The sequence below is a fragment of the Bradyrhizobium sp. S3.7.6 genome (assembly GCF_054061875.1).
Genome location: NZ_JBSSEQ010000001.1, coordinates 8,740,427 through 8,762,614, shown reverse-complemented (window position 1 = coordinate 8,762,614; position 22,188 = coordinate 8,740,427). Strand labels below are relative to the sequence as shown.

General features: G+C 64.6%; 22 protein-coding genes and 1 tRNA gene. 10 read left to right on the top strand and 13 right to left on the bottom strand.

The window, feature by feature from the left end; all coding sequences use genetic code 11:
- Positions 1 to 177: 177 nt before the first annotated feature.
- The gene (locus tag ACVJ5M_RS42300) at positions 178 to 948 is read left to right on the top strand and encodes a hypothetical protein (RefSeq protein WP_354099986.1); all 771 of its coding nucleotides are present in this window, start codon (positions 178 to 180) and stop codon (positions 946 to 948) included.
- Between the two features lie 104 nt (positions 949 to 1,052).
- Here the strand turns inward: ACVJ5M_RS42300 and ACVJ5M_RS42295 are convergent, their stop codons facing one another.
- Both ACVJ5M_RS42295 and ACVJ5M_RS42290 read right to left on the bottom strand, forming a co-directional pair.
- The gene (locus ACVJ5M_RS42295; protein ID WP_063985699.1) at positions 1,053 to 1,823 is read right to left on the bottom strand and encodes an alpha/beta fold hydrolase; all 771 of its coding nucleotides are present in this window, start codon (positions 1,821 to 1,823) and stop codon (positions 1,053 to 1,055) included.
- 153 nt (positions 1,824 to 1,976) lie between these two features.
- A complete protein-coding gene (locus tag ACVJ5M_RS42290; protein WP_063985698.1) occupies positions 1,977 to 2,438 on the bottom strand; it encodes an Hsp20 family protein in 462 nt (153 codons plus the stop codon).
- A 207-nt stretch (positions 2,439 to 2,645) separates the two neighbouring features.
- Here ACVJ5M_RS42290 and ACVJ5M_RS42285 point away from each other — a divergent pair, with 207 nt between their 5' ends.
- A complete protein-coding gene (locus ACVJ5M_RS42285; protein ID WP_028148092.1) occupies positions 2,646 to 3,593 on the top strand; it encodes an alpha/beta fold hydrolase in 948 nt (315 codons plus the stop codon).
- A 34-nt stretch (positions 3,594 to 3,627) separates the two neighbouring features.
- Here ACVJ5M_RS42285 and ACVJ5M_RS42280 read toward each other — a convergent pair whose 3' ends face one another.
- Both ACVJ5M_RS42280 and ACVJ5M_RS42275 read right to left on the bottom strand, forming a co-directional pair.
- Positions 3,628 to 6,438 (bottom strand): di-heme-cytochrome C peroxidase, encoded by a 2,811-nt coding sequence (locus ACVJ5M_RS42280; protein WP_231143653.1) that lies wholly within the window; start codon positions 6,436 to 6,438, stop codon positions 3,628 to 3,630.
- 190 nt (positions 6,439 to 6,628) lie between these two features.
- Positions 6,629 to 8,425, bottom strand: coding sequence for an adenylate/guanylate cyclase domain-containing protein (locus ACVJ5M_RS42275; protein WP_063985696.1), 1,797 nt, complete (start codon positions 8,423 to 8,425; stop codon positions 6,629 to 6,631).
- Positions 8,426 to 8,639: 214 nt separating this feature from the next.
- Here ACVJ5M_RS42275 and ACVJ5M_RS42270 point away from each other — a divergent pair, with 214 nt between their 5' ends.
- A complete protein-coding gene (locus ACVJ5M_RS42270; RefSeq protein ID WP_283017743.1) occupies positions 8,640 to 9,209 on the top strand; it encodes a LysE family translocator in 570 nt (189 codons plus the stop codon).
- 3 nt (positions 9,210 to 9,212) lie between these two features.
- Here the strand turns inward: ACVJ5M_RS42270 and ACVJ5M_RS42265 are convergent, their stop codons facing one another.
- Positions 9,213 to 9,965, bottom strand: a complete 753-nt coding sequence (locus ACVJ5M_RS42265; RefSeq protein ID WP_028148087.1) for a sulfite exporter TauE/SafE family protein — start codon at positions 9,963 to 9,965, stop codon at positions 9,213 to 9,215.
- A gap of 92 nt (positions 9,966 to 10,057) precedes the next feature.
- Between ACVJ5M_RS42265 and ACVJ5M_RS42260 the strand changes: the two genes are divergently transcribed.
- Positions 10,058 to 10,948: a LysR substrate-binding domain-containing protein gene (locus ACVJ5M_RS42260; protein WP_063986722.1), complete on the top strand. Its 891-nt coding sequence runs from the start codon at positions 10,058 to 10,060 to the stop codon at positions 10,946 to 10,948.
- 221 nt (positions 10,949 to 11,169) lie between these two features.
- Here the strand turns inward: ACVJ5M_RS42260 and ACVJ5M_RS42255 are convergent, their stop codons facing one another.
- The 3 genes from ACVJ5M_RS42255 to ACVJ5M_RS42245 form a co-directional block, all read right to left on the bottom strand.
- Complete coding sequence (locus ACVJ5M_RS42255; RefSeq protein ID WP_063985694.1) at positions 11,170 to 12,135, bottom strand: Bug family tripartite tricarboxylate transporter substrate binding protein; 966 nt, start codon at positions 12,133 to 12,135, stop codon at positions 11,170 to 11,172.
- A 33-nt stretch (positions 12,136 to 12,168) separates the two neighbouring features.
- On the bottom strand, positions 12,169 to 12,951 hold the full coding sequence (hisN, locus tag ACVJ5M_RS42250; RefSeq protein ID WP_014491808.1) for a histidinol-phosphatase: 783 nt from the start codon (positions 12,949 to 12,951) through the stop codon (positions 12,169 to 12,171).
- A gap of 547 nt (positions 12,952 to 13,498) precedes the next feature.
- The gene (locus ACVJ5M_RS42245; RefSeq protein WP_014491809.1) at positions 13,499 to 14,389 is read right to left on the bottom strand and encodes an N-formylglutamate amidohydrolase; all 891 of its coding nucleotides are present in this window, start codon (positions 14,387 to 14,389) and stop codon (positions 13,499 to 13,501) included.
- 329 nt (positions 14,390 to 14,718) lie between these two features.
- On the opposite strand from ACVJ5M_RS42245, the gene cpdR reads away from it, so the two are divergent.
- Together cpdR and ACVJ5M_RS42235 are read left to right on the top strand one after the other, a co-directional pair.
- Positions 14,719 to 15,078 carry a cell cycle two-component system response regulator CpdR gene (cpdR, locus tag ACVJ5M_RS42240; protein WP_007597092.1) on the top strand — a complete coding sequence of 120 codons (360 nt, stop codon included), beginning with the start codon at positions 14,719 to 14,721 and terminating at the stop codon, positions 15,076 to 15,078.
- Positions 15,079 to 15,151: 73 nt separating this feature from the next.
- Positions 15,152 to 15,226: transfer RNA gene (locus ACVJ5M_RS42235), tRNA-Val, on the top strand.
- Between the two features lie 201 nt (positions 15,227 to 15,427).
- Here ACVJ5M_RS42235 and ACVJ5M_RS42230 read toward each other — a convergent pair.
- Together ACVJ5M_RS42230 and ACVJ5M_RS42225 are read right to left on the bottom strand one after the other, a co-directional pair.
- The gene (locus ACVJ5M_RS42230) at positions 15,428 to 15,952 is read right to left on the bottom strand and encodes a Cif family virulence factor (RefSeq protein WP_084795403.1); all 525 of its coding nucleotides are present in this window, start codon (positions 15,950 to 15,952) and stop codon (positions 15,428 to 15,430) included.
- Between the two features lie 159 nt (positions 15,953 to 16,111).
- Positions 16,112 to 17,410: a heme-binding protein gene (locus ACVJ5M_RS42225; protein WP_063985693.1), complete on the bottom strand. Its 1,299-nt coding sequence runs from the start codon at positions 17,408 to 17,410 to the stop codon at positions 16,112 to 16,114.
- A 472-nt stretch (positions 17,411 to 17,882) separates the two neighbouring features.
- Here ACVJ5M_RS42225 and ACVJ5M_RS42220 point away from each other — a divergent pair, with 472 nt between their 5' ends.
- On the top strand, positions 17,883 to 18,368 hold the full coding sequence (locus ACVJ5M_RS42220) for an L-2-amino-thiazoline-4-carboxylic acid hydrolase (RefSeq protein WP_063986719.1): 486 nt from the start codon (positions 17,883 to 17,885) through the stop codon (positions 18,366 to 18,368).
- Positions 18,369 to 18,379: 11 nt separating this feature from the next.
- Positions 18,380 to 18,625 (top strand): hypothetical protein, encoded by a 246-nt coding sequence (locus ACVJ5M_RS42215; RefSeq protein WP_063986720.1) that lies wholly within the window; start codon positions 18,380 to 18,382, stop codon positions 18,623 to 18,625.
- 126 nt (positions 18,626 to 18,751) lie between these two features.
- Here ACVJ5M_RS42215 and ACVJ5M_RS42210 read toward each other — a convergent pair whose 3' ends face one another.
- Entirely contained in the window at positions 18,752 to 19,231 is a 480-nt protein-coding gene (locus ACVJ5M_RS42210) for a tautomerase family protein (protein WP_071909434.1), read from the bottom strand.
- A gap of 343 nt (positions 19,232 to 19,574) precedes the next feature.
- Here ACVJ5M_RS42210 and ACVJ5M_RS42205 point away from each other — a divergent pair, with 343 nt between their 5' ends.
- Entirely contained in the window at positions 19,575 to 19,817 is a 243-nt protein-coding gene (locus tag ACVJ5M_RS42205) for a hypothetical protein (RefSeq protein WP_063985692.1), read from the top strand.
- Positions 19,818 to 19,841: 24 nt separating this feature from the next.
- Here ACVJ5M_RS42205 and ACVJ5M_RS42200 read toward each other — a convergent pair whose 3' ends face one another.
- The gene (locus tag ACVJ5M_RS42200; protein WP_063985691.1) at positions 19,842 to 20,315 is read right to left on the bottom strand and encodes an NUDIX hydrolase; all 474 of its coding nucleotides are present in this window, start codon (positions 20,313 to 20,315) and stop codon (positions 19,842 to 19,844) included.
- Positions 20,316 to 20,546: 231 nt separating this feature from the next.
- Between ACVJ5M_RS42200 and ACVJ5M_RS42195 the strand changes: the two genes are divergently transcribed.
- Entirely contained in the window at positions 20,547 to 20,969 is a 423-nt protein-coding gene (locus tag ACVJ5M_RS42195) for a RidA family protein (RefSeq protein ID WP_063985690.1), read from the top strand.
- Positions 20,970 to 20,981: 12 nt separating this feature from the next.
- On the opposite strand, the gene ACVJ5M_RS42190 is transcribed toward ACVJ5M_RS42195, so the two are convergent.
- On the bottom strand, positions 20,982 to 22,070 hold the full coding sequence (locus tag ACVJ5M_RS42190) for an enolase C-terminal domain-like protein (protein WP_231143652.1): 1,089 nt from the start codon (positions 22,068 to 22,070) through the stop codon (positions 20,982 to 20,984).
- Between the last annotated feature and the right edge of the window lie 118 nt (positions 22,071 to 22,188).

The window sequence follows — 22,188 nt, the reverse complement described above, 5'->3', positions numbered from 1 at the left end:
AATCAGCGCTTTCCGCATGGCACGCGGCCCCGGTTTTGAAGCAAACGCGCCCTGATCCGGCCCTGTAGACGCCGAAATCCCGAATGAAGCTTCGGATCAGCCCTTCGAAAGGCGCGCCACGCCGCAAGAAGCGAAAGAGCGCGAGGTATTCGGGGGCCTGACAGGAGCGTGTCGACCATGAAGTTTTTCACAGGATGTGTGGCCGCTGCCACGCTGGCGCTGGTGGCGACGGCCGCCGAGGCACAAGTTCCGGCCAACGGCGCTGCGCGGGCCGCCTATATCGCGGTCTCGGATTTCGACGGACCCTATGGGCCGCCGGAAGCCGCGCCGCCGCCGCCCCGTTACGGTTACGGCTATGGCTACGAGGAGCGCGGTCCGGCGCCGGCGCTGCTGCCGTCGACCGAGGTCTACGCTGTGCTGCGCGACAACGGCTTCTCGCCGCTCGGCATCCCGCGCCTGCGCGGCGGCGTCTACACCATCGCGGTGATCGACCGCCGCGGCGACGACGGCCGGCTGGCGATCGATGCCCGCGACGGGCGAATTCTGCGCTTCATGCCGGCCGCCGACGCCTTCGGCATGGCGCCCAGCGATGAGGTGCCGACGGTTGCACCTTACCGTCCACGAAGCGCGCTGCCGCCGCCGACCATGGTCCGCAGCGGCCCGCCGCGTCCGCCGGCCTCCATCCCGCATGTCGCCAGCCGCACCGTGCCGCTGCCGAAGGCCGCACCGCGCCGCGGCGAGGCGCCTGTCGCCGCCGCCAAGCCGGCCGCGGCAGCTCCGCAGCAGGCACAAGCGCCGCAGGCACAGCTCACCCAGCAGACCGCCGCCGTGCAAGCAAAGCCCGCCGAAGCCGCACCGCAAACCGCCGCGCCAACCGTCGGTCAGGCCAAGCCGGCTCCGACGATCATGCCGACGCAGGAGATGCCGGCGGCGCAGGGGCTGGACTAGCGCGCTCGCTTGACGCGACTGCGCGCCACGCGCTGGACGGAGACCTGAGCAAAACAAAAGCGCCCGAAGAGCTCGGGCGCTTTTTCATTGCGGCGATCGCGCGCTCAGCTGCGCGGATACCCCGCCGCTTCCAGGATCAGATTCGCCACGTCCTTCGGATGCGACACCAGCGAGAGGTGGCCGGCATCGAGCTCGATCGTGGTTGCGTTCATGCGCTTGGCGAGGAAGCGTTCGAAATCGGGATTGATGGTGCCGTCGTTCTTCGACACCGCGTACCAGCTTGGCTTCGTGTGCCATGCAGCTTCCGTGGTGCGGCCGGCGAAGATCGAGGCGGCCGTCGGCCATTGCACGGCGTAGAGCTCCCTGGCCTGCTCCGGCTTCACGCCATTGGCAAAATACTTCAGGAAGGCGTCTTCCGAGAGCTTTGTGTAGCCGTCGCGTTCGACGATGCCGGCGCGGGCCGGGCCTGCCGGAAACTGCTTCGACAGCGCGACGAAGTCTTCGTTCGCATCGGGCGCGCGTGCGGCGACGTAGACGAGGCCGGTGACCTTCGGGTCGTTGCCGACCTGGCTGATCACGGTGCCGCCCCAGGAATGCGCGACCAGCACGGTCGGGCCATCCTGTTCGGCCAGCGCGCGCTTGGTCGCCTCGACGGAGTCCGCAAGCGACGACAGCGGATTTTGCACGGCGGTGACGTGCAGGCCCGCGGCCTGGAGGATCGGGATCACCTCCGACCAGCTCGATCCGTCGGCCCAGGCGCCGTGCACCAGAACGACGTTCTTGGCTTTCACCGTCTGCGGCGTCTGCGCGTGAGCCAGGCTGATGGGGGCCGCCAGCAAGCTCGCGGCGACGAAAAGGCTGCGCCAAAGTGACATGATCGTGCTCCGTATTGTTTTTGCTGCGATGCCCAAAGGACGGAGCGTGTGGTCGCGGCGTTACATGTCCTCACCGTTCTGTGATGCAATGCAAAACAAAAAAACGCCCCGGGGCACCGGGGCGTTTTCGCAACTTGGCGGCTGTCGGCGTGCTTAGGCGGCGACCGAGCTCTCGATCACCTGCGCCTTCGGCGCGCCCGCGTTGATGGCGATCTGGCGCGGCTTCTTGGCTTCGGGAATCTCGCGCACGAGGTCGACGTGAAGCAGCCCGTTCTCGAGCGAGGCGTCCTTCACCTGCACGAAGTCGGCAAGCTGGAAGGCGCGCTCGAAGGCACGCGCGGCGATGCCGCGGTAGAGCACTTCGGACTTCGAGTTCTCGTTGGCGACTTTCTCGCCCTTGATCGTCAGCGTGTTTTCCTTCGCGACGAGGGAGAGCTCGTCCTTGGCGAAGCCGGACACCGCAACCGTGATGCGGTAGGTGTTCTCGCCGGTACGCTCGATGTTGTAGGGGGGATAACCGGGGCTGCCGTCCGAACCGGCCTGGTCGAGCAGGCTGAAGAGGCGGTCGAAGCCGACGGTGGAACGGTAAAACGGAGTCAGGTCGTAGGTACGCATGGTCTAGTCCTCCATTGAGCGACTGTTGGTAACCCGCCCGCCAATCGGGCCGGGCTTTAGTCTGTGTGCAGCCTAATGTTCCGGTTCCGAAACACTGGTAGCGGCCTGCACCATGGTGATATGGGTTCAGGGGAACGGCGTTCAAGAGGGCGGCAAGTTGCGCCTTTTCGGCGCTCCAGCCCCTTGATTTGCAGCATTTCTCGCCCAATGACGCTGATCTCGATTCCGTCCAATCCCGTTCCCGAAGACGTCGTCAGCGGCACCATCAAGACACCCGATGGCGCCGAGCTGCGCTTTGCGCGCTGGGCGCCGCCGGCGAACCGCAAGGGCACGGTCTGCGTCTTCACCGGACGCAGCGAGCAGATCGAGAAATATTTCGAGACCGTGCGCGACCTGCGCGACCGCGGTTTCGCGGTGGCGATGATCGACTGGCGCGGGCAGGGCCACTCCTCGCGCCGCCTGCGCGATCCGCGCAAGGGCTATGTGCGCGACTTCTCCGATTTCGAGATCGACGTCGAGACCTTCGTGCAGCAGGTGGTGCTGCCGGATTGCCCGCCGCCCTTCTTCGCGCTCGCCCATTCCATGGGCGGCACGGTGATGCTGCGGGTGGCGCACGCGGGCAAGCGCTGGTTCGACCGCATGGTGCTGTCGGCGCCGATGATCGACCTGCCCGGCCGCGCCACCTCGTTTCCAGCGCGGGCGCTGCTGAAGACGATGCGCCTGATGGGGATGGGCGGTCGCTATGTCCCGGGCGGCAGCGACCACATCACCGGGCTCAATCCCTTCATCAACAATCCGCTGACCAGCGATCCCGTGCGCTATGCGCGCAATGCCGCGATCCTGGAGGAGGATCCGACGCTCGGGCTCGCGTCACCGACGGTCGCCTGGGCCGATACCGCCTTCCACGCCATGAACACCTTCAAGGGCAAGAACTACCCTTCCCAGATCCGCCAGCCGATCCTGATGCTGGCGGCCTCCAGCGACACCGTGGTCTCGACCGCGGCGATCGAGGAGTTCGCCTACCACCTGCGCGCCGGCTCCCATCTCGTGATCGCCGGCGCCAAGCACGAGATCCTCCAGGAGCAGGACCGCTACCGCTCCCAGTTCTGGGCCGCCTTCGACGCCTTCGTGCCGGGCACGCCGCTGTTCAAGTGAGGAAGCAGCGGCGGGGCGAGGTAAGAAGACCAGCTCACAGCGTCTTCAGGTACTCGATCAGGTCGTAGCGCTCTTGCTCCTTGAGCACGCGGCCGATGGTGCCGTCCTTGCCGGGGCCCGGCGTGCCATCGAACGAATGGCCGGCATTGCTGTTGCCGAAGGTCTCGGTGCCATCAGACGCTCGCGTCGAGAAGTGCGACTGGCCGGTCTTGCAGCTCTCGCCGTCGACGACCGCGAAGCCGACCTGCTTCGGATCGTAGTCGCGACCACCACCCATGCAGAACGATTTGGGGCGCTCGGCCGCGGGGCTCAGCATCCAGTAGAGCGAGGGCACCGATCCGTTGTGCAGGTAAGGCGCGGTGGCCCAGACGCCGTTGAGCGGGCGCGCGCGATACCAGGGCGGCGGCTCCTTCGCCTCGGCCGGCTGCGGACCGGGATTCGGGCAGTTCTTGCGCTCACCCCACCAGGCCTGCTGAACCTTCGGGTCGATCTTCGCATCGTCCATCGCTTTGCGGCTGACGATGTCGACGAGCACCATCAGCCCGACCGAGTACGGCATGTCGGTCGAGGAAATAGCCGGCAGATTGCAGCTCCACCAGGCATTGAGCTTCTGCGTGGGATCGAGCTCGAGAAAGCCCGGGACCTGAACCGTCCGCGTCTGCAGCACGCTCGCCTGAGCGGGATCGGTCCCCATGCCTTTGACGCTCTTCTGGACCTCGTTCAGGAATTTGTCTTTGCCGATGGTCTCCCAGCGCGACGAGGACCAGATGCTCTGGTCCGGAAACTCGGTGTCGAACACGGGATCGTTGACCGGCCCGAGATGGCATTCGACGCAGATCTGCGCGTAGAGCTTGCGGCCGTTCTTGACGCGCTCACCATCGATCTTCCAGGCATTGTCGCCGAAGATGTCCGACGGCCATTTCGGCGATGTCAGTCCGGAGAGCTGCTTTTTCGGATAGGGCGCCGACCCCTTCAGCAGATCCTCGATCCAGTTCAGATTCTTGATATCCATCGACGAGCGGAACAGCGTGTCCTTGGGGGTATTGTCGGACAGATTGAGCAGCGCCGTCACGCCCAGCGCTTCGCCGGCGTTGCGGATCAGCGGTTGTTCGATGGACGCGTCATATTGCGCGAATTTGAGCCAGGGCACGGTCCAGATCGGCGGGAAGCTGACCGGCGCGTCCTTGGCATGCAGATTCTTTTCGAAGCCGCTGAGGCCGCTGAGCGTCATGTCCTGGGCGAAGACCTGATTGCCGATGCGGTTGAGCGCGTCGAGACGGCCGTATCCTTCCTCGGTGTCCTGCTGCTTCTCTTCCCGCTTCGTCTTCTCGTTGAATCTCGTCTTGCCGTCGATGGTTTTCGCGTAGGTCTTCTCCCAGTCGATCAGGAACGTGCTGATCGTGCGCAGCTTCTGCTTCAGCGCATCGCGATCCGCACCGCTGGCGGAGGGGCCGAGCACACGGTCGGCGAAGCGGGTAAAGCGACCCGGCACGAGGAGCGTGTAGGCGATCGACAGACCCGTCGTGACCTCGAGCTTCCTCAGGTCGGTCATCGCCGGGCCGCCGTCGAAACGGATGTCGATGCCTTTGTAGTGAATCTGGCCGGTGTGGCAGGCGGCGCAGGTCAGGCCGATCCGGTCGTCGCCGACCTGGCCGGTCGCAGGATCGGGTACGCCGGTCATGCGCGCAAAGCCGACGGGCAGGCCGTCGACGTTTTCGGCCTGGGTGCCCCAGTTAACCGGCGGATCCCAAAGTCGCGCCGGCACCGGCTTGGTCTTGTCGTAGACATTGGCGTAGCCGAACCGGCGCAGCGTGGCGTCGTCGGTGTTGATCGTCTGCGGGCTCGGGATGAAGCCGAAGCGCTGGAGATGGTCGCTGTCATGCAGCATCCCGGGCTTTGCGAAGAAATGAAGCCGCGGCTGCTCGAGCGCCATGAACCAGCTGTAGGGCACCGGGAAGGTCGCGGTGCCCTGGCTGGCGTGATGAAACCAGTGCCGGTCCTCCAGCGCCCAGTTTTGCTCGAGCCAGTACGCGGCCTGGGGTTCGACAAGCTTCGGCAATGGCGGCGCCACGAGGTCACCGAGGATGCCGGGCAGCATTGGCTGGAATTGATCCGGAAAGCGCAGCGCCACGACGCCAAAGACGAGCAGCGCGGCGACTAACCCGCCGGCAACGCGCAATATGAGCGAGGGCGGTTTGACCGGCTGGCTGACGACCCGCTGCGTGATCCTCTCAGGGAATTTGCGCTCGTTGAACAGCGTACGCACGTCGGCGATGGCGAGATAGCGGTTCTCGCCTTCACCCTTGCCCATGATCTTCAGCAGGATGGGCCATTCGAACTGCATCAAGATCCGGTAATACCAGCGCGCAGCGCTCCCGGCGCGCTTGAAGTTGTCGCGCATGTAGGTCTGTATTTCCGACGCGTTGATGCCGGGCTCGGTGCCGCCGCCGTTCGGATCGGTATAGTCCCTGCCGAAGCTGGCCAGGCGGGCGATCTGATCCTCGTTGACCTTGCCGTCGACGCCGAGGATGCGCGAACCGGCGCCGCGCTTGTCCAGGGGGCCGCCGCGCAGCGCATCGAGCTGTGCGCCCGAAAAGATGCTCTTCAGGATGTGACCGAAGCCGTTGGCGATCAGTGCGATGCCGCGGGTCTCGACACGGGCCACCGTCTTCATCAGCCCCTTGTCGCCGCTCGCATTCGCGATCGTCTGCGATAGCTTGCCGATCGGGACGGTCCCGCCGTCGACGAAACCTTCGCCAACGAGGCCGCGCAGGAAAGGGCAGGGATTGTCTGGCGAGACCTGGATCGAGGGATCGAAGGGAGGCTTCGAGGCGGGGTCGTTCATGGCCCAAAATCCTGAAAACAGCGAATCGTGAAATGAAGACGCGCCGATAGAGCGCGGAAAGTCCTAACAAACCGACAGCAACTTATACTACTTCAGCGTGTAAAGAAGTGTGGCTGAATTCACGGTCCTGTCAATAAAAGCCGGCCCGAGGTTGCGAGGGGACGGGGGCGGGACCGAGAAGGCCTGCCTGTCAGGACTCGGCCGCGCGTTTGACGTCGCTTTGCACCAGGGTCAGCTTGCTGAGCGGCACGCCCGCGTTCAGAAGCCCCTCACGGTAATGGGCGAGGTCCTCGGGCCGCTTCCAGTGGAAATTGCGCAAGTGACGATCGACATTCAGCGTCGGGTAGTTGCGCATCAGCACGCCGACGGCCTCGCCCGCCTCATCGTCCCGACCCAACTGTGCCAGCGCCGCGGCACGGATCGCCAGCGCCTGCATGTGGTTCGGGTTGATGTAGAGCTGCTCGCGGGCCCAGGACAGGGTCGCGTCGTATTGCCCCAGCAGATAATGGCTGAAGGCGTTCAGCGCGGCCCATTGGTAGCGCGGGTCGCTGTTGTCGCGCTGCGCGGCCATCGAGAACAGCTCGATCGCCTCGCGGTGCTCGCCGATGACGAAATGGCAGATGCCGAGCACGCCGCGTGCGCCGTTGTCGTAGGGGTTGAGCGCGACCGCGCGCTTGGCGGCGTCCATCGCGGCCTCGTAATGCGCCTCCATGGCATGCGCCCAGGACAAGATCGAGAAGGCGAAGGAGGAGCGCGGGTCGAGCCGGACGCTGGTCTCGGCGAGGGCCATCGCCTCGGCCCACATCTCGCGTGTGCCCTTGACCCACCCGAACTGGATGCTCTGGATCTGGATCGTGGCGAGATAGGCGTGCGCGATCGACAGTTTGGGGTCGAGGCTGATGGCTTCGCGGAACAGGTCGACGGCGGTGGCCAGGTCCTCCTTGGTCTGCCGGTAGTAGTGCGACAGCCCCTTGAGGAAGCGGTCCCAGGCGGTCACGTCGGTGGAGAGCCGCGCCGGCGCCGAGGCCTCCGCCCGGACGATCTCGGTGGCGATGGCGGCGGACAGATTGGTGGTGATCTCGTCCTGCATCGCGAACAGTTCGCCGATGTCGCGGTCGTAGCGGCCGGTCCAGAGCTGCTCGCCGGTCTCCGGCGCGACCAGCTCGGCGGTGACGCGGATCTTGGCTCCGGCGCGCCGCACCGAGCCCTGGATCAGATAGGTGGCATCGATCTCGCGCGCGATCAGGCGGGTGCTGGTGTTCTTGCCCTTGAACGCGAAGGTCGAGTTGCGGCTCAGCACGCGATAGAAGGATTGCAGCGACAGCGCGTGGATCAGATCCTCGGTGAGGCCGTCGGAGAAATATTCGTCCTGGGCGTCGCTGAGATTGGCGAAGGGCAGCACACCGACGATCGCTGTGCGGTACTGCTGCGACAGCACCGACGCCTCCCGGAGCTCGGGCGCGAGCGCTGGCGCACCCTCGGGCATCCAGGTCCAGACCCCGATCGGGTCCTTGATGTTCTTGAAGCGATGGTTGCCGGCATCGACCAGCAGCGCGGTCAGGTGCTTGCTCGCCTCCCGGTAGGCCTTGGCCGAGATGGCGAAGCCGCCGGGGCTCGCCACCGCTTCGAGGCGGACGGCAATGTTGACGTCGTCACCGAATACCTCGTCCTCGTCGGCGATGACGTCGCCCATGTGGATGCCGAGGCGAAACTGCATGGCGCGCTCGGCAGGCAGGTGATGGTTGCGCTCCGCCATCAGCGTCTGCATCGCGATCGCGGCCTCGACGGCGCCGACGATGCTCGGGAACTCCAGCAGGAAGCCGTCGCCGGTGTTTTTGACGACGCGGCCGCCATGGTTGAGGATGATGGGATGGATCGCGCTGCGATGGGCCTTAAAGGCGGCATGGGTGCCGGCCTCGTCGCTGCCCATCATGCGCGAATAGCCGGCGACATCGGCGCAGACGATGGCGGCCAGACGTCTTTCCATAGCCCGGAGCTCCAAGGGATCGATGACCGGCCCCCGCGTGGCAGTCGCCTCGAATCCCGCATTTCCAAGAACACTGCCTTTATAGAGCAGATAAGGCCGAGCGAAAGCATGATCCGCATTGCAAATTTGAGGTAAATTCTCCGCAATCCTGGCGGTGGACGGCGGCGGCCGAACCGAATAAGCCCGCCTTTCAAGGCTGACGGGGGCACCTCACATGCTGGGCATTCACGAGATCTGGCTCTTCATCCTGTCGGGCATATTGCTCAACATCACGCCTGGCCCGGACTCGGTCTACGTGATCGGCCGCAGCATGCAGATGGGCTGGCGGGGCGGCGCCGCGGCCGCGCTCGGCATCAGTTTCGGCTGCTTTTTCCACGTTGCGGGCGCGGCAATCGGCCTTTCGGCCCTGCTGATGGCCTCATCGACCGCCTTCTCGATCCTGAAGCTGGTCGGCGCGGCCTATCTCGTCGTGACGGGACTTCAGATGCTGTGGTCGCGCCCGGCGCTGGCCGCAGCCATCGACGAGCCGGAGCGGAGCCCGCTGCGGCGGGTCTTCCTCCAGGGCGTCTTCACCAACGCGCTCAATCCCAAGGTCGCGCTGTTCTTCCTGGCCTTCCTGCCGCAATTCGTCGCAGCCGATTCTCCGCACAAGCCGCTCGCCTTCCTGACGCTCGGCCTGATCCGCCTCCACGTCTTCACCTCGTCGCGCGCACCATGGTGGACGATCCAGGACGATCTGCCCCAGCACGAAAAATGGGTGCCTGGCTACGAACCCAAATCGTAGGCCTCAGGCGAACTCCTTCAGCAGCGCGCTGCCCGCGAGATAAACGCCGAGCAGGATCATCGCGATCAGGAACCAGCGGCGAAACGCTTCCGCCGGCATCCGCGCCCGCACCGACTGGCCGACGAACATGCCGGCGAAGGCCATGGCCATGCCCACGGCGCCCGGCACTGCGTTCGCCGGCGTCAGCAATCCGCCGGCGGTGAGATTGAAGGCGAGCGCCAGCGTCGCCGTTGTGAAGAACACGCCGAGCGCCTGCACCAGTTCGTCCTTCTCCATGCCGATCGCCTGCATGAACGGCATCGAGGGGATCACCTGCACGCCTGTCGAGGCCGAGATCACGCCGGTGATCACGCCGACCACGCCGCCGACCCATTTCTCGTTCTGCGGCGCGACGTGGAACTTGAATTTGCTGAGCCCGATGATCGCGTAGATCACGAGCAGGATTCCGAGCACGATCGTGCCGTAACGGGCATGCGGGCCGGTCAGCGCGCCGGCATTGAGCCAGCATCCGATCACGGTGCCGATCATCAGCGGCCAGAGCCGCCTCAGGATGTCGCGCAGATAGGGGCCGGCGAAGGTCTGCCAGATATTGGTGACGATGGCGGGCACGATCACGATGGCGATCGCGCGGCTCGGCGCCATGTTCACCGCGAGCAGGCCCATGGACACGGTCGGCAGGCCGAGCCCGACCACGCCCTTGACGAATCCGGCGATCAGGAAGACGGCGGCGATGAGGATGAGGAGCGGGTCAATCATATCTTGCACATTGACCGAAGCCGCGCGCCGGCACAATCTGGAGGTTACGGAGACAGCCTTCGTTCTTGGCGGAGGCTGAGGAGAATCCGGCCATGCGCTTCGACCTCGTTGACCTCCAGCTCTTCATCGCGGTTGCCGACCAGCGCAGCATCACCCGCGGCGCCGAGCGATCAAATCTCGCCTTGGCCTCTGCCAGCGCGCGCATAAAGGGGCTCGAGGACGCGCTCGGCGTCGCGCTGCTCAAGCGCGGGCGGCGCGGTGTCGAGCTGACTGCGGCGGGCGAGAGCCTGCTCGATCATGCACGGGTCGTGATGCACCAGGTCGACGCCATGCGCGGCGATCTCGCCGGCTTTGCCAGCGGCGTGCGCGCGAGCGTGCATTTTCTCGTCAACACCTCGGGGCTGTCGGAGCATCTGCCGAAGGCGCTGGCGGGCTTCCTGCGCGAGCATCGCGACGTCGCCATCGACATCGAGGAGCGCGAGAGCACCGATATCGCGGCAGCAATCACCGCCGGTGCCGCCGATCTCGGCTTTGCCGCCGAGCACGCGCTGCCCGACCATATCGAGCGTTTCGTCTTCAGCGAGGACCACCTGACATTGGTGACGTCCAGGCGCGGTCCGTTCGCCGGCCGCCGCCAGATCGATTTCCAGGAGGCGCGGGATTGTGATTTCGTCGGGCTGACCAGCGCCACTGCGCTCCAGATGCACATTTCGAAGCACGCCGCCCGGCTCGGCATGCGTCCGCATTACCGTGCGCGTCTGCGCGATTTCGATGCGATCTGCCAGATGGTCGCCGCTGACGTCGGCATCGCCCTGGTGCCGATATCCGCCGCCCGCCGCTGCGCCAAGCTGATGCCGCTGGCCATGGTCCGCCTGCGCGATGCTTTCGCCAACCGCAAGCTCGTGATCTGCGCCCGCAGCTTCAAGGCGCTGCCAAGGCCGGCCAAGATGCTGGTGGAGCATTTGCGGGCGGCGGCGGTGTAAGAGGCCTGTTGATGTGAGCCTGCGCTGCGGCTGTGCGCACAACTGCGCTCCCTCCCCCCTTGCGGGGGAGGGCGGGGGAGAGGGGTGGCCCAGGAAAAGGTATCGCTGTCGCGAAGAAGAGAGATCGATGGAGTCCCCGTGTGGACCCCTCTCCCTAACCCTCCCCCGCAAGGGGGGGGAACGCACCTACCTCGTGGCGGCGTCACGACTCAAGCCGTTGATCACTTCGCCGTCTCGACGCCGGCGTCCTTGATCACCTTCGCCCACTTCGCGGTCTCGTCCGCGATGAAGCTGCGAAAATGCTCCGGCTCGTCGCCGATCAGCGTCGCGCCTTGGGCGGCGAGCTTTTCCTTGACGGCCGGATCCGCCATGGCCTTCGTCGCCAGGCCATGCAGCGCGGTGACGATCTCCTTCGGCGTGCCCTTCGGCGCCACCATGCCGTACCAGTTCTCGATGCGAAGATCAGCAAAGCCCGCTTCCGCGGTGGTCGGCACGTCGGGCGCGGTCGCGGAGCGCTCGGCCGAGCCGACCGCGATCGGCTTCAACGCGCCCGCCTTGACCTGCGGCAGCAGCACCGGAAGATCCAGGAAGGTCATCTGCACCTGCTGGCCCAGGAGATCGTTCACCGCGGGAGCAGCGCCACGATAGGGCACGTGTACGATGTCGATCTTGGCCGTCAGCTTGAACAGCTCACCGGCGAGGTGCGGCAGGCTGCCGGGGCCGGAGGAGGCGAAGTTGAGCTTTCCGGGCTGCGCCTTGGCGAGCGCGATCAGCTCGCCGATGTCCTTTGCGGGCACGTTGGTGGCAACGACAAGCATTTCCGGCACGGTCGCAACCAGCGTCACCGGCGTGAGGTCGCTCGAGGTGTCGTAGGCGACCCGCTCCATGCTCGGGCTGATCGCGAGCGCGCCGGCCGAGGAGATGGCGATGGTGTAGCCGTCAGGCGCGGCCTTCGAGACCGCGTCGGTGCCGAGCACGCCGCCCTGGCCGCCGCGATTGTCGATCAGCACCGGCTGCCCTGACAGCTCCGACATGCGCTGGCCGATCACGCGGGCAATGATGTCGTTGGGCCCGCCGGCCGGGAACGGCACGATCAGCTTGATCGGTTTTGCGGGGAAATTCTGCGCGGAGGCGAGGGCGGGAAACAGGAGCAGGAATGCGAGGAGGAGCTTAGGCCAGTTGTTCATGCAGGCTCTTTTCATGCACGCTCCTTGGGGCGCTTATCCGTTGAGCAGTTTCAGTGCTTCTTCGTGAACTCTAGCGTCGCCGGCCGCGATGATGCGGCCGCCGCCCTGGGCCGGCTTGCCTTCCCAGGTGGTGACGACGCCGCCGGCGCCGGTCACGATCGGGATCAGGGCTGCGATGTCGTAAGGCTTCAGCTCGGTCTCGACCACGAGATCGACGTGACCGGCCGCCAGCATGCAATAGGAGTAGCAGTCGCCGCCATAGCGCGACAGCCGCGCGCCCTGTTCGATGCGGCTGAAAATGGCGCGGTCGCGTTCGTTCATCAGCAGCGGGCTGGTGGTATAGCTCGTTGCTTCCGACAGCGAGGCGCAGCGGCGGACCTGAAGCCGGCGCTCGCCGGACGGGCCCTTATAGGTGGCCGAGCCGTTGTCGCCGGAGAAGCGCTCGCCGATGAAGGGCTGGTGCATCATGCCGTACACCGGCGCGCCCTTGTGCAGCAGCGCGATCAGCGTGCCCCAGATCGGAAAGCCGCCGATGAAGGATTTCGTGCCGTCGATGGGGTCGAGCACCCAGACATAATCGGCGTCCTCGCGCTCATTGCCGAATTCTTCGCCGACGATGCCGTGCTGGGGGAAGCTCGCCTTGATCAGCCGGCGCATCACCGCCTCCGCGGCGCGGTCGGCCTCCGTCACGGGGTCGAAATCCTTGGTCTTGCTCTTGTCGTCGATTGACAGCGAGGTGCGGAAGAACGGCAGGATGGTTTCGCCGGAGGCGGTGGCGAGCCGTCCGATGAAGGCTGAGAAGTCGATCACCGTCACGGCGCATCCTCAAAACGAAAGTCGGGTGAAGCTCGCTCCTGCCTAGCTCAATTCGCTTCTCGCGTGCAGCGCTGAGTTGGTTTGCTCCCTGGTATTTTGGATGCCGCAACCGGCTGCCCCGTCCCAGTCATATGCTGGCCAAATATCGATCATAGAGTTGAAAACTTAGTTCCGAGTATGCCTCGTTCGTATGCAAACGGTTATCAACCCATTGAATTTCCTTATCAAAGAAACTGAATCTGGGTTTCGCTATAAGCAATTGAGCCATGTGCATATTGCATGGGAAACGGCTCAAAAGCCCTTGCACTTTGTGCGTCGCGGCCGCATATTGTTGCGGTGCGGTAGCGCTCTGCGTTACCGCTGCCCTCCTTGGGCGTTTCCTCCCTAGACTTGGGCCGCTTCTTCATCAGAAGCGGCCCTTTTTTCTTTGAGCCTCGATCTTCACTTCGAGCGCGCGAAAACGCGAAGCGAAGATTCGGCGCACGATACGCTGGCAGCTTGATCTGATGTTTGATCGGCGACGCGATCGCGCGGCGACGGCTCGCGTCTATTCAGCCGCGGCCTGGAACGGGCCGAGATCGCCGAACGGGATCGTCGTCGCCAGCACGTCGGCGAGCACGCCGAAGTCGCTTGCCACTTGCGCAAAGCGCGGACTGCGCTCGCGCCGCCGCTCGTCCATGTAGATCGCGCGGTTGAGCTCGAGCTGCACCGCGTGCAGGCCGCTTGCGGGGTTGCCGTAATGCTCGGTGATGAAGCCGCCGGCATAGGGCTTGTTGCGGCCGATCGAATAGCCGAGCCCGCCCATGGTCTCCTCGACCCTGTCCGGAAGCAGCGGTGTGCAGCTCGTGCCGTAGCGGTCGCCGATCACGATGTCGGGCCGCCGCGGCTCGTCCCTGCTGACGCCGACCGAGGGCATCGAGTGGCAATCGACCAGCACCACGGTGCCGAACATCTGGTGCACCTTGTTGATCAGCCGGCGCAGCGCGCGATGATAGGGCTTGTAGAGCGTCTCGATCCGCGCCAGCGCATCGTCGACCAGGATGCGTTCGCGATAGATCTCCTGGCCGTCGCCGACCACGCGCGGGATGGTGCCTAACCCGCCGGCGACCCGCATCGAGCGGGTATTGGCAAAGCTCGGCAGCCGTCCGGTGAACATGCGGGGATCGAGCTCATAGGGCTCGCGATTGACGTCAACATAGGAGCGGGGAAAGTTGACCCGCACGGTCGGAAAGCCGCGCTCGCTCAAATGGCCGATCAGCTCGTCCATGAAGGAATCTTCGGACCGCCGCAGCGTCGTCAGGTCGATCCTGGAGGCGCTGAGGAATTCGTCCGGATAGGTCGAGCCGGAATGGGGCGAGTTGAAGATGACAGGCGCGCGCCATTGCGCGGGCTCCACGATCTCGAAGGCGGGCGACACGTCGCCGTCAAACCGGGTCATCTTCTCAGGCTTCGTCCCTTCGCGCCGCGGGATCCGGGTCTCGGATCGAATTGATTCGGCCGGTGGAGCGGCTCTTATGTGTCGTCATTGTCTGGAATCGCAACCATTCTGCCAAGCGAAAAGATGTGATCTGCGCTGGAACATGTCTTAACCGTGTGGGCAGGGAAGCGGGGATGCGCCGGCGCGGCTCGATTGATTCGTGCCGCATTCGGGTTCACAAGGGACCGGCAGCGCAGCCAGCCCAGGGTAAAGATTTTCACCCCAAATTTACCCTCTGTCGGGCTTAGTAACCTCTGCTGATATCCTCTGGGGATTTGACGTTTCCTGCCATGCCCAAAATCCTGCTCGCCGAAGACGACAACGACATGCGCCGTTTCCTGGTCAAGGCGCTGGAAAACGCTGGTTTTCAGGTCTCGTCCCATGACAACGGCATGGCCGCCTATCAGCGGCTCCGGGAAGAGCCGTTCGAGATGCTGCTGACCGACATCGTGATGCCGGAGATGGACGGTATCGAGCTCGCCCGCCGGGCCTCGGAACTCGACCCCGACATCAAGATCATGTTCATCACCGGCTTCGCCGCGGTCGCCCTGAACTCGGATTCGGACGCCCCCAAGAACGCCAAGGTGCTGTCCAAGCCCGTGCATCTGCGCGAATTGGTCAGCGAAGTGAACAAGATGCTGGCGGCCTAAATCGGCCCCCTTCGGTCCTTGCACCGGCTCCCCTGAGCCGTTATAGGGACCCGACCCGATCTAGAGACATCTAGGGCGCGTAGCTCAGCGGGAGAGCACTACCTTGACATGGTAGGGGTCACAGGTTCGATCCCTGTCGCGCCCACCATCCTTCGCTCGCGATAGCGAGAGAAGGATGCCACGCCGAAGCCCAAAGGGCACAGGCGGGCTGCCCGCCGCGAGCTTCGGCCAGGCAAGCCCAAACAATCCGCGATTGCGAAGCGTGCGTGTAGCCCGGATGGAGCGAAGCGCAATCCGGGATTTGCCCCGGTTCTGCAGCGAGCCACGCCCCGACAATACTCGATCGCAGCTATTTCAGTTCCGTGTTCGCGACCGGCAGGACGGAGGCGACGGACCAGCCGTTCGCATCCCGCACGTAGGTCTGGCTGATCAGAAACGTATTCTGTTGGGCTGGCTTGCCGGGAAGGCCGCGCGTGAAGACGATGGGAACGAGGACCTGCATGACCTCGTTCGAGATCACGGCGACGTGGAATTTCGACATGTCGGGTTCGAGGTGCCAGGTGCCCTCGTAGTAGCCCTTGAAGCGGTCCGCGACCGCATCACGGCCTCTCGTTTCGATGCCTCTCGCAAACAACAGCACGCCGGGCGAATTCCACAGCATGGCCTTCACATCGTCCGCGTTGTGCGCATTCTGCGCGGCAATGAATTTTTCGAAGATGGTTCGCGCCTGCGCATCATCTGCCGCGGCCAGCGCCGGCCCGGCCGACCAGGCTGTCGCGGCGAGAAACAGCGTTGCGGCAATTGCCGCAAGATGACCGCGCCGTACAAACGGTCGTAGCCTGATGGAGCCGCGAGACATCTTGGAAGGGGGCATGATCATCTCTCTTTTGGATGACAATGATCATACCATTGATCGCCGCGCCGGCCTTTCAGGATCGCGCGAGCGGCGGTCACCGTTGCATCACGGATGCGTTGGTTCACGCCACGTCCGATACCGCGGACGTGGCGCATCGTCGTCACACCGCCATCCGCCTTACGTCAGCGGCAACAGATGATCCGGGATCGGCACGGGTGCGGCCGGCACCAGCGATGCGACCGAGACGTGCGGCCAGGTCAGCCCGGCGAAATCCAGCATGACCTTCTGTGAATACTGGATCTGCGTCGTCGCCACCCTGACGTGGCCGCCCTTGAATCCCTTGTTGGGCACGAACGGGATCGCGGCGACGAAGCTCGGAACCAGCGGCACGTTGCTCCTCTGGCGCGGTTGCAGGATCACCGGCGGCGTTCCGGGCGGCAGGGCCGGCACGTCGATGTCGTAAACCACCGTCTCGATCCAGAACACCGCGTCCATCTGGAAGGCGTTGGCGTTCGAGCCATTGCCGCCCGGCGTCGGAACGGGCAAGCCCTGAAGGAACGCGATGTTCGCGGCGCCGCCGGCAAAGCTCGGCGCCTGCGGATGCGGGCCGGGCGAGGGGATGGCCGGCAACGGGCCGCCGGTCAGCGGCGTGCCAGGCTTCGTCGATGTCTCGATGACGATGGTCTGGGTGATGGTCTGATGCGCGATCTGATCGCGCAGCACCGTGTTTGGGTCGGTGATCATCGCCTGGGTGAGCTTGCCGGAAGCCATCAGTGCGGTCAGATCCTGAGGTAGCCTGCGAGTCGTCTTGTTGGTCGCGGTCTGGTTCTGGAATGTGATCTTGTTGCCCGGATTGCCGCCGATGAACGGTGTGATGTCGATGGCCGCGATGGTTGGCTTACCGGCGACCGGAGGCAGCGCGGTGCCTTGCGCAGTGATCGTCGTGCCGTGCGGGATCGACGCCATGCGCGCGACGGTGAACGGCTCGTGCGGATTGGTGGTGGCGGGCACCGCCAGCCAGATGCCGGGTTCGAAGTGAATGCCCACGGGCGTTCCCGTGGTGATGTCGTTGATGGTCTGGAGATACGGCACGCCGTTGAGGAATGCATCTGCCTGCTGCAGCGAGCCGCGATTGGGGATCGAGCCAAGATTGTTCGAGAACGACATCGTCTCGTCGGTGAGATTCAGCTCCAGCACGTTGTCGTCGGGGTCGGTGGTGCTGATCGGCCCCGGCATCGGCGTCGGCGTGATCTTGCTGTCGGGCCGGAAGATCGTATTGAATCCCTGTCCTGTGAAGGTGCCCGTGAAGGCCGACAGCGGACCGAGGATGGGCGGCAAGGTGACCGGCGGACGCGCAGCTCGCGCGGCGGCCCCCGCGGCGGGCTGCGCGGCGTCCCTGAACACCTCGTCGACCTCGTGGATGGAGAAATTCGCGGTCTTGGTGAATGCACTGGTGAGTGGTTTGGGCTCGTCCATGGTGATCCCTCGCGGTGCTGCAACTGTCGATGCCGGCATTTCCCCGGGCCGGTTGTCCGGGCAGGTGAGTCCTGCGCTATTGCGCCTCGTGATCCCGATCGCGTCTCGTGATCCGCCCGATGCCGGGCATGACAACATCGTTCACGCGCGCTCATGCGCGCGTGCCGACTACGAACATTGATCGGCCCTACGTTGTTGGCCGGGCCGGATACTGAACGGATCTGCGTGAATCGATCGTGATTTTCAACTTGCGGTTCGGGCAAATATGCGGTCGGGAAATCGGCGAGCCCTGCGAACTGAGCGAAGCATTGCTTCCTTCTTCGTGCTCGAAAATGAGATCATCAAAATGGATGTCGGGCGCCTGGCCGGCTTCGGTTATGCTGGGCTATCATACAACCTTAAGATGGTCGCAAATGTGTGCCAGGTCACAGGGCCAAAGAGTCGCAGCAACGAGAGACGAGCGAGGCTGCCCATGAGCGTTTCCGTCATCGAGCAAGCAAAGATCCAGGCGCAGGTGCTGGTGCCGCTGGTCAAGGCATTGCAGGCCGAGCTCGGCGAGGCGCGCGCCAACGCGCTGGTGCGCAAGGCGCTCGGCGATCTCTATCGCGGCTTCGGCGAGGAGTTCTGGAAAACGAAGAACGAGACCGAGAACAAGACCGATCTCGGCAAGGCCGTCTCGTCGGCGTTCAAGACCTATGCCCGCGACGACGCGCTCGCCTATGACATCGTCGAGCAGACGGCTGACACCTTCGCGTTCGACGTGACGCGATGCGCCTATGCCGAGTTCTACAAGGCACTGGGCGAACCGGAGCTCGGCTTCCTCCTGGTCTGCACTGCCGATTTCGCGACCGCGGAAGGGTTTGGTCCCGACGTCAGGCTCACGCGCACGCAGACGATCATGCAGGGCGCCAGCCATTGCGATTTTCGCTACCGGCGCGACGCCGGGGGATCACAGTGAAGGGAATGCAAATGATGCGGGCAAGCTGCCTTGCCATGGCAATGCTGGCGCTGATGGCGTCATGCGCCGACGCGGCGATCATCGACTGGCAGGCCGAGCTCCAGCGCTGCCGCGTGCTGCGGCAGAACGTGGCGCCGCTGCTTCAGGCCGGCGAGGGAATATCCGCCGTCGGCCGCTCCAACAGATCCGTCCGTCGCTGCGTCTGGATCCAGCGCATCGCGGTGCGAAAGAAAATCCCCGGCGCGGAGGCGTGGTAGCAGGCGCCCGTCAGGTGGACTGGCTCTTCTGCCGGAGCAGCAGGTCCTTCAGTCCTGTCGGATAGAGGCTCGGTCCGCCCTGCGGAGCGGCGTCTTGCGTCGATCGACAGTCTTGCGGGCGTCGCCTCAGCCGGCGGACACGCCCGGCTTGAACAGGGCTCCGACCGGCAGCTTTTCCTGGAGGTCATACGAACTCGGGCGGTTCTCCTTGACCCATCTTTTTTCGGCGTGGGATTCGAATGGCGGCGGAATTTGCCCCTGAATCGACCAAAGGTCGGCCGGTAGCTCGTCGATGGTGACCTCCCAGTCGTATCCCCGGTCCTTGACGTAGGGCGCGATCAACTTGTCGACTGCTTTCACCCACCATTCCCTGATGACGGGGCCGGGCATCGTCCTCGCCATGTGGTCGATCTTGAAGCGGACGAATTTCTCGTGCGAAGCTCCGCCGACATAGACCGAACCTGCGGCGACTTCCTCGAAGATCATCACGGCGTAGAATTTCGGGATGGGAATCCTCGCATACATTGCGGTGACCTTCTCTGCGAATTCCTTCTTGTCATGAGCCGAGTAGGCCCCGACGGGGTGATAGACTTTCCACAACGGCACTCGAGTTCTCCTTGACGTTGGCTGGTCCTTAGGGAAGCCCGCGCAGCATTTGGTATGATGGGGATAATATCACTGACTGCGCCGTCGACTCTTCAGGATCTGGCGATCCGCGGTAACCGCTGAATCACGTCTGCGTTGGCTCAGCCTTGTTGGGCCGCCACAGCTGGGCGAGCCGGAGCTCGGCTTTTCTCCTTTGTCTGCACTTCCGACTTTGCGACTGCGGAAGGGGCCGGCCCCGACGTCAAGCTGACGCGGGCGCAGACCATCATGCAAGGCGCGCGAGCCATTGCGACTTCCGCTACCGGCGCGACGCGGGGGGATCACAGTGAAAGGAATGCGAACGATGCGGGCGACCTGTCTTGCAATGGCTGTGCTGGCGCTGATGGCGTCATGCGCGGATGCAGCGGTGATCGACTGGCAGGCCGAGCTCCAGCGCTGCCGGGCGCTGCGCGCGAACATCGCGCCGCTGCTTCAGGCCGGCGAGGGGATATCCGCCGTCGGCCGCTCCAACAGATCCGTCCGTCGCTGCATCTGGATCCAGCGCATGGCGGTGCGCAAGAAAATCCCCGGCGCGGAGGTTTGGTAGCACGATGTGGAGACAGCGACGTCCTCAGGGTGACGGAGTAGAAACCTTCCGCCGGAGCAGCACATCCTTCAACCCGTTCGGATAGAGGTTCGGTCCGCCCTGCACGTCGAGATCGGCAAGGTCGAACCATCGCGCGACGATCTGCTCCCCGTTATCCTCGCGGAAATCGATGCGGTCCTGGCCGCTGAACGCGCCGTCTGGAAGCGCGACCTCCGCGATGAACATCACCTCATGCCCGGTCGATCCCTCGTGCATAAAAATGTTCTCCATCACCAGCGGCTCGCCCGTGATGGTGATGTCCACGCCGAGCTCTTCGCAAAATTCCCGCACGAGCGCCGCTCGCCAGCTCTCGCCGAACTCGATCTCGCCGCCGAGCGGGCGCACGCCCTTGATCCGCCCCGCATCGTCACGCACCTCGGCCGCCAGCAGCCGCCCGTCCCGCCAGTGCAGGCCGAGCGCGACGACGCGGATGTGAGGGTGGGGCCGCCATGTGGACATGGGGGCATCGTTATCGTGCCCGCCGCCGCTACGCAATGCGCGGTGGCGAGACCTTGTCGGGCCGGATGCGCACTGCCTTCGGCATGCAAATGCTTCGCAGCCTTGATCCGTGACTCGCCGCCTGCCATTGTCCGGTCCTCCATTAGGGCGACGAGCCTGGTGAGATACAATTTGCGGCGTTCGGCAAAACGTGTCGCTTCGCCGGACGTGACGAGAAGGCAGGTTTTCGAGATGAACAGCGTGAACAAGCCCGGCGGCAACTATTTGCCGGTGATCATCCATGGTGGAATTGCGTATGTCAGTGGTCAGCTGCCGCGTCGCGGTGAGGACCTGCTGTATGCGGGCAAGGTCGGCGCAAATGTCGATATCGCGGCCGCGCAGGAGGCCGCTGCTCTCTGCGCCGATCTCTGCATTTCGGCCATCAACCACGCAACAGGCGGAGAGGACAGGATCGTCCAGGTCCTGCAGCTCGTTGGATACATTGCTTCAGCGCCTGGATTTACCCAGCAGTCGCAAGTCATGAATGGGGCCTCCGACCGGCTGATCGAGCGCTTGGGCGATCGCGGTCGTCACACGCGCACGTCTGTCGGCGTCGCCGAGTTGCCGCGGGGCGCTCCCGTCGAGCTGAGTATGATTGCCGCTGTTCGGTCGTAAGAGGCGGTCTTATCAGACGAGATACTTCTTCACCGCCGCCTCGTCCCACGCGATCCCGTTGCCGGGCTCCTCGCCCGGCAGGGCAAAGCCGTCCTTGATTTGCAATCGTGTCGCCAGCACCGCGTCGGCCCAGTCGACATATTCCAGCCAGTGCGCGGTCGGTGTCACGCAGAGCAGGTGCGCGCTGACCTCCGAGAACAGGTGCGTCGACATCTCGATGCCGGCGGCCTGCGCGAGCGCGGCGGCGCGGAGCCAGCCGGTGACGCCGCCGATGCGCTGGACATCCGGCATCACGTAGTCGCAGGCTTCCGCGGACAGCGCTGATTGCATCGAGAAGGCACTGTCAAAATTCTCTCCGATCTGGACCGGCGTGCGCAGCGCATCCGCGATGCGGGCGTTGCCCTCGTAATCGTCGTGGCGGATCGGCTCCTCGATCCAGGTCAGCCCCTCGTCGTCGAGCATCTCGCCGCGGCGGATGGCTTCGGTGACCGTCAGGGCCTGGTTGTAGTCGCACATCAGCGTGACCTGATCGCCGACGGCCTTGCGCACCGCGCGTACCACGGCGAGATCCTCCCGCGCATCGGGCCGGCCGACGCGGATCTTTGCGGCGTGAAAACCTTCGGCCAGCAGCTTGTGGGCCTCGTCCACCGCGGCGCCCGCCGGCATGATGCCGAGCCCCTTCGAATTGTAGGCCCTGACCGGCTTCGGCGCACCGCCGAGCAGGCGCGCCAGCGGCAAGCCCTTGCTACGCGCCAGCGCGTCCCATGCCGCCATGTCGATGCCGGATTGCGCCAGCCGCTGCAGGCCGGCGAGGCCGAGCAGGGTGAAGCGCTGGGTCAGCTTGCGCTCGATCTCGAACGGCAGCAGCTCGTCGCCGGCGACGAGCTCAGACATTTCCGCGACCATCGTCGTCAGCGGCTTCAAGGCCGAAGGCGTGATCGAGAACAGATAGGCATGCCCCACCGCGCCCTGGTCGGTCTCGCAGTCGATCAGCACCAGCGGCGCCTTTGCGACCGTGCCGGTCGAGGTCTTGAGCGGCAAATTCATCGGCACGATCACGGGGCGCGCATTGAAGCGCGTGATGCGGATGGTCTCGGTCATATGGAGGATCTCCGGGCGGAGTGAATGCAGGTTAATGCCGATCTTAAACATTCGCCATGAAACGAAAAGCCATTTGCTGCGACCCACCATGAAATGGGGTTGCGCGGTCTCGCATTTG

Excerpts from the sequence above, each read along its gene's own strand:
- ACVJ5M_RS42285 (WP_028148092.1), top strand. The coding sequence starts at position 2,646 with ATGACGCTGATCTCGATTCCGTCCAATCCCGTTCCCGAAGACGTCGTC.
- ACVJ5M_RS42190 (WP_231143652.1), bottom strand. The coding sequence starts at position 22,070 with ATGACCGAGACCATCCGCATCACGCGCTTCAATGCGCGCCCCGTGATC.
- ACVJ5M_RS42215 (WP_063986720.1), top strand. The coding sequence starts at position 18,380 with ATGATGCGGGCAAGCTGCCTTGCCATGGCAATGCTGGCGCTGATGGCG.
- ACVJ5M_RS42225 (WP_063985693.1), bottom strand. The coding sequence starts at position 17,410 with ATGGACGAGCCCAAACCACTCACCAGTGCATTCACCAAGACCGCGAAT.
- ACVJ5M_RS42245 (WP_014491809.1), bottom strand. The coding sequence starts at position 14,389 with ATGACCCGGTTTGACGGCGACGTGTCGCCCGCCTTCGAGATCGTGGAG.
- ACVJ5M_RS42200 (WP_063985691.1), bottom strand. The coding sequence starts at position 20,315 with ATGTCCACATGGCGGCCCCACCCTCACATCCGCGTCGTCGCGCTCGGC.
- ACVJ5M_RS42295 (WP_063985699.1), bottom strand. The coding sequence starts at position 1,823 with ATGTCACTTTGGCGCAGCCTTTTCGTCGCCGCGAGCTTGCTGGCGGCC.
- ACVJ5M_RS42220 (WP_063986719.1), top strand. The coding sequence starts at position 17,883 with ATGAGCGTTTCCGTCATCGAGCAAGCAAAGATCCAGGCGCAGGTGCTG.
- ACVJ5M_RS42300 (WP_354099986.1), top strand. The coding sequence starts at position 178 with ATGAAGTTTTTCACAGGATGTGTGGCCGCTGCCACGCTGGCGCTGGTG.
- ACVJ5M_RS42270 (WP_283017743.1), top strand. The coding sequence starts at position 8,640 with ATGCTGGGCATTCACGAGATCTGGCTCTTCATCCTGTCGGGCATATTG.
- ACVJ5M_RS42205 (WP_063985692.1), top strand. The coding sequence starts at position 19,575 with ATGCGGGCGACCTGTCTTGCAATGGCTGTGCTGGCGCTGATGGCGTCA.
- ACVJ5M_RS42265 (WP_028148087.1), bottom strand. The coding sequence starts at position 9,965 with ATGATTGACCCGCTCCTCATCCTCATCGCCGCCGTCTTCCTGATCGCC.
- ACVJ5M_RS42230 (WP_084795403.1), bottom strand. The coding sequence starts at position 15,952 with ATGCCCCCTTCCAAGATGTCTCGCGGCTCCATCAGGCTACGACCGTTT.
- ACVJ5M_RS42260 (WP_063986722.1), top strand. The coding sequence starts at position 10,058 with ATGCGCTTCGACCTCGTTGACCTCCAGCTCTTCATCGCGGTTGCCGAC.
- cpdR (WP_007597092.1), top strand. The coding sequence starts at position 14,719 with ATGCCCAAAATCCTGCTCGCCGAAGACGACAACGACATGCGCCGTTTC.
- ACVJ5M_RS42195 (WP_063985690.1), top strand. The coding sequence starts at position 20,547 with ATGAACAGCGTGAACAAGCCCGGCGGCAACTATTTGCCGGTGATCATC.
- ACVJ5M_RS42275 (WP_063985696.1), bottom strand. The coding sequence starts at position 8,425 with ATGGAAAGACGTCTGGCCGCCATCGTCTGCGCCGATGTCGCCGGCTAT.
- ACVJ5M_RS42290 (WP_063985698.1), bottom strand. The coding sequence starts at position 2,438 with ATGCGTACCTACGACCTGACTCCGTTTTACCGTTCCACCGTCGGCTTC.
- ACVJ5M_RS42255 (WP_063985694.1), bottom strand. The coding sequence starts at position 12,135 with ATGAACAACTGGCCTAAGCTCCTCCTCGCATTCCTGCTCCTGTTTCCC.
- ACVJ5M_RS42280 (WP_231143653.1), bottom strand. The coding sequence starts at position 6,438 with ATGAACGACCCCGCCTCGAAGCCTCCCTTCGATCCCTCGATCCAGGTC.